10 protein-coding genes are annotated in these 11,822 nt (G+C 70.5%); 4 read left to right on the top strand and 6 right to left on the bottom strand.

The window, feature by feature from the left end:
* Positions 1–12 precede the first annotated feature (12 nt).
* Together OHA18_RS07560 and OHA18_RS07555 are read right to left on the bottom strand one after the other, a co-directional pair.
* On the bottom strand, positions 13–795 hold the full coding sequence (locus OHA18_RS07560) for an alpha/beta fold hydrolase (RefSeq protein WP_329003073.1): 783 nt from the start codon (positions 793–795) through the stop codon (positions 13–15).
* Positions 796–886: 91 nt separating this feature from the next.
* Positions 887–2,434: a carboxylesterase/lipase family protein gene (locus OHA18_RS07555; protein ID WP_329003071.1), complete on the bottom strand. Its 1,548-nt coding sequence runs from the start codon at positions 2,432–2,434 to the stop codon at positions 887–889.
* A gap of 115 nt (positions 2,435–2,549) precedes the next feature.
* Between OHA18_RS07555 and OHA18_RS07550 the strand changes: the two genes are divergently transcribed.
* Positions 2,550–3,683, top strand: a complete 1,134-nt coding sequence (locus tag OHA18_RS07550; protein ID WP_329003070.1) for a sensor histidine kinase — start codon at positions 2,550–2,552, stop codon at positions 3,681–3,683.
* Complete coding sequence (locus tag OHA18_RS07545) at positions 3,680–4,330, top strand: response regulator transcription factor (protein ID WP_329003069.1); 651 nt, start codon at positions 3,680–3,682, stop codon at positions 4,328–4,330. The genes OHA18_RS07550 and OHA18_RS07545 overlap by 4 nt, the downstream gene beginning before the upstream one ends.
* 1 nt (position 4,331) lies before the next feature.
* Here the strand turns inward: OHA18_RS07545 and OHA18_RS07540 are convergent, their stop codons facing one another.
* The gene (locus OHA18_RS07540) at positions 4,332–5,588 is read right to left on the bottom strand and encodes an RNA polymerase sigma factor (protein ID WP_329003067.1); all 1,257 of its coding nucleotides are present in this window, start codon (positions 5,586–5,588) and stop codon (positions 4,332–4,334) included.
* Positions 5,585–6,484 (bottom strand): TIGR03564 family F420-dependent LLM class oxidoreductase, encoded by a 900-nt coding sequence (locus tag OHA18_RS07535; protein WP_329003066.1) that lies wholly within the window; start codon positions 6,482–6,484, stop codon positions 5,585–5,587. Before OHA18_RS07535 ends, OHA18_RS07540 begins: the two co-directional genes overlap by 4 nt.
* 93 nt (positions 6,485–6,577) lie before the next feature.
* Between OHA18_RS07535 and OHA18_RS07530 the strand changes: the two genes are divergently transcribed.
* On the top strand, positions 6,578–7,111 hold the full coding sequence (locus OHA18_RS07530; RefSeq protein ID WP_329003065.1) for a TetR/AcrR family transcriptional regulator: 534 nt from the start codon (positions 6,578–6,580) through the stop codon (positions 7,109–7,111).
* 55 nt (positions 7,112–7,166) lie between these two features.
* Positions 7,167–10,154, top strand: a complete 2,988-nt coding sequence (locus tag OHA18_RS07525; RefSeq protein WP_329006071.1) for a glycine--tRNA ligase — start codon at positions 7,167–7,169, stop codon at positions 10,152–10,154.
* Here the strand turns inward: OHA18_RS07525 and OHA18_RS07520 are convergent.
* Both OHA18_RS07520 and OHA18_RS07515 read right to left on the bottom strand, forming a co-directional pair.
* Positions 10,138–11,127, bottom strand: coding sequence for a GDSL-type esterase/lipase family protein (locus OHA18_RS07520; protein WP_329003064.1), 990 nt, complete (start codon positions 11,125–11,127; stop codon positions 10,138–10,140). The two genes, OHA18_RS07525 and OHA18_RS07520, sit on opposite strands and share 17 nt — an antisense overlap.
* Positions 11,124–11,819: a GntR family transcriptional regulator gene (locus OHA18_RS07515; RefSeq protein WP_329003062.1), complete on the bottom strand. Its 696-nt coding sequence runs from the start codon at positions 11,817–11,819 to the stop codon at positions 11,124–11,126. The genes OHA18_RS07520 and OHA18_RS07515 overlap by 4 nt, the downstream gene beginning before the upstream one ends.
* Between the last annotated feature and the right edge of the window lie 3 nt (positions 11,820–11,822).

Below are 11,822 nucleotides of genomic sequence, written 5' to 3'. Positions count from 1 at the left end.
TGGCGATCCGCATCAGCGGCAGAAGTCCGCGATCACCGGGGCGATCGCGGTCGCCTTGATCACGTGGTTCTGACCCGGTACTTCGGTGTGCCCGGCGCCCGGGATCGCGTCGGCGAGCGCGCGGGTCGACGTCTTCATCCAGGCCGGGCTCTTCCCGCCGTTCACCACCTGCACCGGCTGCTGGATCGCCGCCCACTGGGAGGCGTCCATCGGGTCGCCGAAACAGTTGCCGCCGACCACCTGGGCGTCGTACGGCAGGGTGTGCGCGATCGCCTTCATCGGCTTCCAGGCCGGCATCAGCTTCATCATCGTGACGAAGATCCCGGGCAGCCCGATCCCCTTGGTGAAGAAGTACTTGATCGCGTCCGCCGGCTCGAGCGCCTGCAGGTCGGCGACCCAGCTGCGCGGGATCTGCGTGCGGCTGTCGTCGACGACGTACGGCGGCTCGAACGCGACCAGCTTCTCGATCGGCAGCCCGGCCGCCGTGGCCCGGAGCGCGAGCGCCGCGCCGGACGACGAGCCGTAGACGTACGCCGACCCGCCGGCGGCCTCGATCACGGCGGCGAGGTCCTCGATCTCCCGGTCGACCTCGTACGCGCCGGCGTCGCCGGAGTCGCCGCGGCCGCGCCGGTCGTAGTTGAAGACGGTGAACCGGTCGGCGAGCGCCTCGGCGACCGCGGGCATCGGGCCCTGTGCGCGGGAGCAGAGCGCGCCGTCGACCAGGACGAGCGCCGGCCCGTTCCCGCGCCGGTCGTAGGCGATGGTGGTGCCGTCCTTCGATACGACGGTGTTCATGGTGGACTCCTCCTGATGGGTGACGATCTCACCACTGCGTCGAGCGCGGAGATTCCCCATCGACTCGGTGTGACGTAGATCACTATCGCGCTCACCTCCAGAGATCGCAGTGGTGGTTGCCGGCGTCGTCGATGGGACGGGTCGCTCCCGGAGCGAGGAGCTGGGTGCTCGGCCAGTGCGGCCAGGCCGGCGCACCGGAACCGTTCGGGTTGCCCGTCCGGGCGAAGTTGGTCCAGTACTTGCGCAGCTGAGCCGCCAACTGTTCCTGGGCCGGAGTCAGCTGGTACGACGGTCCGCCGGCCTCGTCGAACAAGTAGTTCAACTCCGACCCGTGCGACGATCCGGGCGGGAAGCCGTCCGGGAACGGGACGTAGCCGGGCGCCGCCGGATCCGCGAACTCGTAGGAATATGCCGTCGTGTGCCGGGCGAACGCCGCCGTCGTGGCCCGTTGCGTACACGCGAAGACCCGGTCGGTGTCCATCGCCGACCACCCCAGCGCCGCGGCCCGCTCGCCGTCGTACGCCGATATCGGGTACGCGGCCTCGACCGCTGCGGCCCGATCGCCGAACGCCTCGGTCAGCCGCGTGCGGTAGTTGTCCTTCGTCACCGGAATCTTCAGAAACTCCGCGATGGATGCGATCGCACGGGCCTCGTCCTTGGTGTGTCCGGACAGGACCGGGATCCGCGGGAACAGGCCGGCCCGGACCGCCTTCCCCGGCTCGACCGGCAGCGTCGGGTTGCCGTAGGCAACGGAACCGAAGGCGCCTGACTCGGTGAACACCCTCGCGGTGTCCAATCCCCGCAGACACTCCAGCGCGTCCTTGCCGGTGCAGCCCAGCTTCGCGGCCGCAGCCTTGCCGGCCTGCTGCACCTGGGTCATCGGATGCCAGAACGAACCCCCGGGATAGCCCATGGCAAGACCGTTCTGCGGCCAGTTGAGCAGGCAGGATCCGCTCTGCATGATCGCGCGGTCGATCAGGCCACCGGCGCCTGGTGACGTGAGCAGTCCGCAAGTCCCGACCCCTCCGCCGGACTCGCCGAACAGCGTCACGTTGTGGGCGTCTCCGCCGAAGGCCCCGATGTTCTGCCGGACCCAGCGGAGCGCGGCCTGCTGATCCTGCAGGCCGAACGTGCCGGACCCGGGCAGGCCGGCGAGCCCGAAGTTGCCGAAGACACCGATCCGGAAGTCGACCGTTACGACGATGACGTTGCCCTCGGTTGCCAGCGACGTCGGCAAGTACTGACTTCCCGAGCCCGAGTTGAATCCGCCGCCGTGCGACCACACCATCACCGGCCGCGGGTTGTTCGACGTTGCCTTCGGCACCGTCACGTGCAGGTACAGGCAGTCCTCCGAGGTGCCGCCCAGCGGTTGCCCGTCACCACCGAGTTGCGGGCAGTACGGAGTGGGCTTGGTCGCGTCTCGCACGCCGGACCAGGACGCGGGCGGTCGCGGCGGTCTCCACCGCAGCTTGCCGACCGGCGCGGCGGCGTACGGAATGCCCTGGTAGGTAACGGTGGACGGGCCGTCCGCACCACGCACCAGCCCGTCGTGGATCCGTACGACGTCATGATTCGCGGGAGAGGTTGCCGGCACCAAGGTCAGCAGGCTCAACGCTGCGGAGAGAAGGCTTCTGATCATGGGTTCCAGCCTGCTGCGCGATGCTGGCCGGCAGCAGTAGCCAAATGGCTAGTTCTGCTGGCCGACCGTCGACAATGTGCCCCGGCAGGACCGGAGTTCTCCTAGGCTCAGAAGGGTGGACGAGCACGAGGAACAGCCGTGGCCGCGTCGGCAACGCGTTGCCGACGTCTGCTTGACGCTGCTGGCCTACCTGGTCGCTGCGACGACGCTGGCAGGAGAATTCACGGCCGATCCGCGGCCGGCGATGGCCTGGCTCGTGCTGGACACGGTGGCGGCTGTCGTCGCGCCGGCCCTGCTGATGTTCCGGCGCCGATGGCCGATTCCGGTGGTGGCGATCCTGCTGGCGGTGACGACGGTCTCCACGACCTCGGGTGCCGCGGCGGCGGTCGCATCGATCATGGTGCGGCGCCGGTACCAGCAGGCGCTCGCGGTGGCCGGATCTGCGCTGGCTGCGGTGACGATCAACCTCCTTGTGCGGCAGGGCTTTGACGTCTACTGGCCGATCTTCGGTGTGCTCGTGGTGATCGGAGCCATCGAGCTCGGGCTGTTCCTGCGGCTGCGGCTCCGGCTGGCGCATGAGGCCGCGCAACGAATCCGCCGGGCCGAGGTGGAGGAGAAGGCGCGGATCGAACATGCCCGTCGCTCCGAGCGGCTGCGGATCGCGCGCGACATGCACGACGTACTCGCGCACCGGATCTCGTTGCTGAGCATGCACGCCGGGGCGTTGGCATTCCGTCCGGACGCGCCGGCCGAGGACGTGGCCGCGACCGCGGAGGTGATCCGTGGCGCGTCGCACGACATTCTCACCGACCTGCAGAAGGTGATCGGCGTACTGCGGGACGACAGCCTGCCGCCCGATCCGGATCTGCGGACGCCCGGGCTGCACCGCATCGGCGAGCTGATCGACGACGCGGTCCGGTCCGGCCAGCCGGTGCGGGCCGATGAGTTGCCGGAGACAACGATCCCGGAGGCGGCCGGGCGGACGGCGTACCGGGTCGTGCAGGAGGGGCTGACCAATGCGCGCAAACACGCGCCGGGACGGCCGGTGCGGATCGAGTTCGCCACCGACGACGGGCTAACTGTTGTCGTCAGCAACGAGTTGGCCAGGTCGACGGAGGCGGCCGTGCCGGGGTCCGGGCTCGGGCTGATCGGATTGCGGGAGCGGGTGGAGCTGCTCGGCGGAAGGCTCAGGTACGGGCCGGCGAGCGGGACCTTCCGGCTGACCGCCTGGCTACCCTTGGCGTCATGAGCGACCGGCCGCTGCGGGTGCTATTGGTGGACGACGATCCGCTGGTGCGGATGGGTCTGCGGACGATGCTCGGCGGCGTACCGGATCTGGTCGTCGCGGGGGAGGCCGAGGACGGAGCGGAGGTCCTCGATCTGGTCGCGTCGACCCGCCCGGACGTCGTGCTGATGGATCTCAAGATGCCGGGCGCCGATGGCATCACCGCGACCGCGCAGCTGCGCGACCGGCCGGATGCGCCGGCGGTCATCGTGCTCACGACGTACGACGCCGACGACCAGGTACTGCGTGCGCTGCGCGCCGGGGCGGCCGGTTTCGTGCTGAAGCACACGCCCCCGGCCGACATCGTCGCCGCGGTACGTCGTGCAGCCGCCGGCGAACCGGTGTTGTCGCCGTCCGTCCTGGCCGGCCTGATCCAGCACGTCACCACGCCGGACCGGGACCGGCAGCGGGCGCGGGACCTGCTCGACGCCCTGACCGATCGCGAGCGGGCGATCGCCACCGCCATCGCCCGCGGCCGGACCAATCGGGAGATCGCCGCCGAGCTCTACCTCAGCACCGCCACGGTCAAGGCCCACCTCACCCGGCTGATGGCCAAGCTGGACGTCGCCAACCGGACCCAGGTCGCCGTCCTCCTCCACGAAGCGGAGTGAGCTAGCAGGCGGCAGCCCGCACGAGCAGCAGCTTGCGTTCGCGCTCGTTGCGGGTCAGTGCGGCCGCCTTCTCGAACTCCTCGCGCGCCTCGGCCAGGCGGCCGAGCTTGAACAGCAGATCGCCCCGCACGCTCGGCAGCAGGTGGTAGTCCTTCAGCGACGGCTCGTCGGCCAGCGCGTCGACGGCTTCCAGCCCGCGCTGGGGACCGAAGGCCATCGAGATCGCGACCGCCTGGTTCAACTCGACCACCGGTGACGGCGTGACCTGCGCCAGTACGGCGTAGAGGCCGGCGATCCGGGCCCAGTCGGTGTCCTCCGGGTCGGCGGCCCGGGCGTGGCAGGCGGCGATCGCGGCCTGCAGGAGGTACGGGCCGGGTGGCTTCTCCAGTGCCCAGGCCCGCTCGATCCCTTCGAGACCGCGACGGATCAGCAGCCGGTCCCAGCGGCGGCGGTCCTGGTCGAGCAGGAGGACCGGCTCGCCGTCGGGCCCGACGCGGGCGTTGGCCCGGGACGACTGCAGCTCCATCAGCGAAAGCAGGCCGAGCACTTCGGGCTCGGTCGGCATCAGCTCCGCGATCAGGCGGCCCAGCCGCATCGCCTCGTTGCACAGCGCCGGGCGCATCCAGTCGTCGCCCGCGGTCGCGGAGTACCCCTCGTTGTAAATGAGATAGACGACCTCGAGCACGGACGACAGCCGCTCCAGCAGGTCCGGCCCGGCCGGCACCTCGAACTCGACGCCGGCCTTGGCCAGGTTGCGCTTGGCCCGGACGATCCGCTGCGCGATCGTCGGCTCCGGGGCGAGGAAGGCGCGCGCGATCTCGTCGGTCTTCAGGCCACCGAGCAGCTTCAGCGTCAGCGTCACCCGGGCGTCCATGGTGAGCACCGGGTGACACGCGGTGAAAACCAGCCGGAGCAGATCGTCCTCGATGTGGTCCTCGAGGATGGCCTCCACGTCGTCCTCGACACTGTCGCCCTCGATCTCGAGCTCGTGCCCCATCTCGGCGAGCTTGCGCTGGTACGTGTCCTTGCGCCGGATCAGATCGATCGCCCGGCGCTTGGCGATCGCCATCAGCCAGGCGCCTGGATTGTTCGGTACGCCGGACTGCGGCCACTGCTCCAGCGCCGCCACCAGCGCGTCCTGGGCCAGCTCCTCGGCCAGGCCGACGTCCCGCACGATCCGCGCGACACCCGCGATGATCCGCGCCGACTCGATCCGCCAGACCGCGTCGACCGCCCCGTGCGCATCCGTAACCGTCACCCCGACACTGTAGACAGGAACTCGGTCGTGCGGGTCTGTTCTTCCCGGGTGCCGATCGGCGCCAGCATCAGGTCGGTGGCGCCGCTGTCGCGGAACCGGTCGAGCTGCTTCGCGATCGAGGCCTCGTCGCCGACGACCAGCACGTCGGCCGGCCCGGCGGCGCCTTCCCGGTCGAGCATCGCGCGGTACTCCGGAACCTGCCCTGCCAGCGCGAACTGCTCGGCGAACCGCGCTCGTACGTCGTCCTCGGCGGACGTCAGACACACACCGAGCCCCGCCACGATGCGCGGACTGCGGCCACCGGAGGCCCGAGTGATCGACGGTACGACGTACTCGCTCAGTGTCTGGGGTCCGGTCATCCAGGTGATCGTGCCGTCGGCCAGCTCGCCCGCGACCTTCAGCATCGCCGGACCCAGTGCGGCAAGCAGGACGGACGGAGCCTCGGCCCCGGGAAGGTCGATCGCGCCGACCGCGGTGTACGTCTCGCCGTGATGGTCGACCGTCTCGCCGCGGAGCAGTGGCCGCAGTACTTCGAGGTACTCGCGGATCCGTCGAGCCGGCCGATCGGTGGGCAGCCCGTACATCGTGCTGACCATCCGGGCGATGCCGGCGCCGATGCCGAGCGTGAGTCGGTTGCCGATCGCCGCCTGCACGGTCAGTGCCTGCTTCGCGAGTACGAGCGGGTGCCGCTGCGGGAACGGTACGACCGCCGTACCGAGCTCGATGCCGGGAGCGGTCGGGCCGGCGACTGCCAGGGTGGTGAGGGCGTCCCAGCCCACGCCGTGCGTCACCCACGCAGCACTCGTCCCGGCCGCGGCCGCCTCCTGGATCTGCCGGGTGATCTCGGCCAGCGGGGCCGGTCCACGGACGTCGCCGAACGCCAGACCAATGCGCATCTCAAGTCTCCTCACGTTTAAGTGGGGTGGTCCCCCGCTTATCGTCCGCTACGATATGGGGGACCACCCCACTTACGTCAAGGGACTTGCCCGATGCGCGCCGACGCCCAGCGGAACCGGGACCGCCTGATCGCGGTCGCGGCCGAGGTGGTCGCCGAGCACGGTGCCGACGCGTCGCTGGAGGAGATCGCCCGCCGCGCCGGTGTCGGGTCGGCGACCCTGCACCGGCACTTCGGCGGCCGGGTCGCCCTGCTCGAGGCGGTGTTCCGGAGCAGCGTCGACGCGGTCTGCGGGCAGGCCGACGAGCTCCTCGATCATCCGGATCCCCTGCAGGCGTTGCAGATCTGGCTCCGCACGATGGTCGGCCACACCACCAGCAGCCGGGGTCTGGCGACCGCTCTGGTGCTGGGCGCGGCCTGCGGTTCGGACGCGCATGCGCGGGTGATCACGGCCGGCCGGAGGTTGCTGGAGCGCGCTCAGGACACCGGCGCTGTGCCCGCGGATGTGCGGATCGAGGACCTGCTGAAGCTCGTCAACGGCATCTCGCTGGCCAGTGGTGAGGACTCCGCTCAGGCCGACCGGTTGCTCACGCTGGCAATCCGGGGGATAGCACCCGCCCAGGCCTAATAGACTTCGCTGCGAACACCCCCCCGAAGATGGCTTGAGGTTTGCTGTGCTCACCATGCAGGACGCGCTGCTCGCGCTGACGAAGTACTGGACCGACCGGGGCTGCATGATCGTGCAGCCGTTCAACACCGAGGTCGGAGCCGGGACGCTGAACCCGGCGACGATCCTGCGGGTGCTCGGTCCCGAGCCGTGGCGGGTCGCGTACGTCGAGCCGAGCGTCCGGCCCGATGACAGCCGCTACGGCGAGAACCCGAACCGCCTGCAGACCCACACCCAGTTCCAGGTGGTGCTCAAGCCGGACCCGGGCAACCCGCAGGAGCTGTTCCTGTCCAGCCTCGAGGCGCTCGGGATCGACATCCACGCACACGACATCCGGTTCGTCGAGGACAACTGGGCCAACCCGGCGACGGGCTCCTGGGGTCTCGGCTGGGAGGTCTGGCTGGACGGTCTGGAGATCACCCAGTTCACGTACTTCCAGCAGGCCGGCGGCATGACGCTCGACCCGGTGTCGGTGGAGATCACCTACGGCATCGAGCGGATCATGATGGCGCTGCAGGGTGTCTCGCACTTCAAGGACATCTCGTACGCGCCGGGCATCTCGTACGGCGAGGCGTTCGGCCAGGCGGAGTACGAGATGAGCCGCTACTACCTCGACGACGCCGACGTGGAGTCGCAGAAGCGTCTGTTCGAGGAGTACGCGAACGAGGCCCGCCGGATGATCGACGACCGGCTCCCGGTGCCCGCGCACATCATGGTGCTGCGCTGTTCGCACACGTTCAACGTGCTCGACGCCCGCGGTGCTGTGAGTACGACGGAACGCGCGAAGGCCTTCGGCCGGATGCGGACCCTGGCCCGCGAGGTGTCGCGGCTGTGGGCCGAGCGGCGTGAGGAGCTGCAGTACCCGCTCGGGCACGCGGAGCTGCCGGCTGCGGCGGCCGCACCGACCGAGTTCCCCAAGATCACCGGCACGCGGCAGCTGACCTTCGAGATCGGCACCGAGGAGATGCCGCCGTCGGAGGTCACCAAGACCGCCGCGGCCGTGCGGAAGGCGCTCGAGGAGAAGCTGGCCGCGACGCGGCTCGGCCACGGCGCGATCACGACGTACGCAACTCCGCGCCGCGTGGTCGCCTTCGTCGCCGAGGTCCAGGCCGGAGAGCCGGACGCCGAGCGCGTGGTCCGCGGCCCGAAGAAGGTCGCCGCGTACGACGCCGACGGCAATGTCACCAAGGCCGCCGCCGGGTTCGCGCGCGGTCAGAAGGTCGACCCCAGCGAGCTGCACGACCTGGAGGTCGGCGGCGTCGAGTACGTCGCGGTGACGAAGCCGGACCCGGGTCGCAGCGCGGCCGAGGTGCTGAGCGGCGTGCTCAGCGAGATCGTCAGCGGCCTGCGGTCGGACAAGAACATGCGGTGGAACGACGCTGAGCTGTCGTTCACCCGCCCGATCCGTTGGCTGGTGGCCCTCCTGGGCGATCAGGTCGTTCCGGTGTCGGTGTCGACGCTCGCGGCCGGCCGCACCACGCGGGTGCACCGGACCGCCGCCCAGCCGAAGGTGGAGATCGCCTCGGCCGAGGGCTATCTGGACCTGCTGCGGATCCACGGCATCGAGGCCGACCCGGCCAAGCGCCGCGCGCAGATCGTCGAGGCGGCCGGTGAGCTCGCGAAGAGCGCCGACGGCACGATCGACTTCGACGGCGAGGCCGCGCTGGTCGAGCAGATCGTCAACCTGATCGAGGAACCCACGTCGATCCTCGGCGGGTTCGCCGCGGACTACCTGGAGCTGCCGAGCGAGATCCTGACGACCGTGATGCGCAAGCACCAGCGGTACCTGCCGGTCCGCGACGCCGACGGCAAGCTGCTCCCGCATTTCGTTGCCGTGGCCAACGGTTCGGTGGACGAGGACCTGGTCCGGGCGGGCAACGAGGGCGTACTCCGGGCGCGGTACGAGGACGCCGCGTTCTTCTGGCGGGCCGACCTCGAGACCCCGCTGGAGTCGATGAAGGGCGAGCTGGAGAAGCTGGCCTTCGAGGAGCGCCTCGGTTCGATGGCCGACCGCGCGGGCCGGATCGGCCGGATCGCGCTGGCGCTGGCCGCCAAGGTGGGCCTCGACGGCGAAGAGCTGACCACTCTCGAGCGGGCGGCCGAGCTGGCGAAGTTCGACCTGGGTTCACAGATGGTGGTCGAGCTGACCAGCCTGGCCGGCACGATGGCCCGCGAGTACGCGCGTCGCGCCGGGGAGACCGAGGGCGTTGCCCAGGCGCTGTTCGACATGGAGCTGCCGCGGTCGGCCGGTGACCCGGTGCCGTCGACGACTCCGGGTGCGCTGCTCGCGCTGGCGGACCGGTTCGACCTGCTGGCCGGATTGTTCGGTGTCGGTGCGAAGCCGACCGGAAGCTCGGACCCGTTCGCGCTGCGCCGTGCTGCCGCGGGTGTGGTCGCGATCCTGCGCGAGCACCCTTCGCTGCGGGAGATCACCCTGCCGGTGGGTCTGCAGGCGGCCGCGGCGGAGATCGGTGCCCAGGGCATCGACGTACCGGCGGACTCGCTGGACGAGGTGGCCGAGTTCACCGTCCGGCGGTACGAGCAGCAGCTGCTCGACCGGGGTGACGATCACCTGCAGGTGGCCGCGGTGCTGCCGTTGGCAACTGCTCCGGCAGCGGCCGACGAGACGCTGAAGGCGCTGCAGGACCTGGCCGGCAACAGCGACTTCGCCGACCTGGTCGCCGTTCTCCAGCGCGTACGCCGGATCGTCCCCGAGGACACCGAGGCGTCGTACGACGCGAGCAAGCTGACCGAGCCCGCCGAGGTCGTGCTGCACGAGGCCGTGCAGAAGATCGGGCAGGCGCCGACCGGCCTGGCCGACTTCGTCGTCGCCGCGTCGGTCCTGGTCGAGCCGGTGAACACCTTCTTCGACGAGATTCTCGTGATGGCGAAGGAGCCGGAGATCAAGGCGGCGCGGCTCGGCCTGCTGGCCACGATCAGCAAGCTGGCCGCGCCGGTCCTGGACTGGCAGGCGTTGGGCACGAGTCTCAGCCCAGCTGAGTGAGCCGCCCGGCGAGGCGTTCGCCGATCAGTCGATAGCCGTCGGGCCCTGGATGCACCTCGTCCGCATACAGGGCCCGGGCTTCGTCCGCGCTGAGGATGGTCCGGCCGTCGATCACCTGTACGCCGGGATCGGTCCGGGCGCCGAGCTCGACGCAGTCACGGACGTCGTCGAGTGTGAGGCCCACCGCGTTCGGCTTGCCTTCGCGGTCCGGGGCGGGCAGCGGGGTGATCACGACCAGCGGAGTCTGCGGATGACCCCCGCGAACGGTCGCGATGAACGCCTCGACCTGGCCGGGGAGAGTGCGGCCGCTGAAGGTTGCTCCGCCGTGGATGTTGATGCCGAGGCACAGCGAGATCAACTCGGCAGGTAGGTCGCGGATCGTCCGGGCGGCGATGGGGTCGAGGTGACACTCGCCGGCGAAACCGAGCGAGGCGCAGCGCCAGCCGTGCTTTCGGGCGACCAGCGCGGGCCAGGTCTCCGACGGTCCGTACGCGCCGCCGGCTTGCGTGATCGAGCTGCCGTAGGTGATCCAGCGCGGCCCGGTCGGCGCCAGCGGCTCGGCCTCACCGTCGAAGGAGAACTCCCGGAGCTCGATCTTCCCGGCCTGGGGGAGCCAGATCTCGACCTCGACCGGCCGCCCCGGCAGCTCGATCGTCAGCCGTTGCTCGCCCTCTTCCACCGCGCACCGCTGGTGCAGCTCGCCGTCGACGAGGACGTCGACGGGCGCGATCCTGGTGTAGATGGAGAGCGCCGCCCGGATCTCCAGCTCGACCGATGTCGCCGAAGTACGCCAGGCTCCGCGCACGCCCGCGGGGGTCGCGGCACGCTCCCACAGCCGATGGCCGGCGCGATCCGGATCGCCGGACCAGTCGGACAGCTGGAAGTCGTGACCACGCGGATCCAGTCGCCAGAACGTCGTCCAGCCGTCCGCATCGACCGCGCGGTGCTGGTATCCGGTCCACACGTCACTCATGCGCGTCCTCCTCGGATCCCTCGAAGGGACCGGGCAGCGGGCTCGGCGGCGACGGATGTCAGGCGGGCGACGGCGCGCGCACCGAGGCTGGCTTCGACATGCGCCAGCATCACCGTCGTCGCGGTGGCGGAATCACCGGCGGCGACCGCGTCGACCAGGGCGCGGTGCTCGGAGTGCGTGCGGTCCAGGTCCGCCTCGGTCCGGCCGTCCTCGAGGGCCAGCCTGCGGTACCGGTCGGCCTTGTCCCAGAGGCCGTCCAGATTCTGCACCAGCAACTGGTTGTGCGACGCCGTGTAGATCGCCACGTGGAAGCGCCGGTGCGTGAGCAGCTCAGCCGTTGCGGGGTCGGTGCGCAGCGGCCGCAACTCCTCGGCCGCCTGCCGGATCACTGCGAGGTCCTCGCGAGTACGGCGCTCTGCGGCCAGGCCGGCTGCGAGCGGGTCGAGGGAACGGCGTACTTCGATCAGGTCGCGGGCCTCCTCCAGGGTCAGCCGGGTGACGCGCGCGTCGCGGTGCGCGTCGAGCTCGACCAGGCCCTCGGTCATCAGCCGGCGCAGCGCCTCGCGCAACGGCGTCGTACTCACGCCGAGCTCGCGGGCGAGGGCGGCCTGCGGGATGACCGCGCCCGGCACCAGGTCGCCCCGGAGCAGCTGTTCGCGGACGAGGTCGTAGGCAATCTCCGCCTTCGTCACGGG

The organism is Kribbella sp. NBC_00709 (assembly GCF_036226565.1).
Classification (GTDB): domain Bacteria; phylum Actinomycetota; class Actinomycetes; order Propionibacteriales; family Kribbellaceae; genus Kribbella.
The sequence above is the reverse complement of the archived record's forward strand: the minus strand, read 5'-3'. Positions and strand labels throughout refer to the sequence as shown.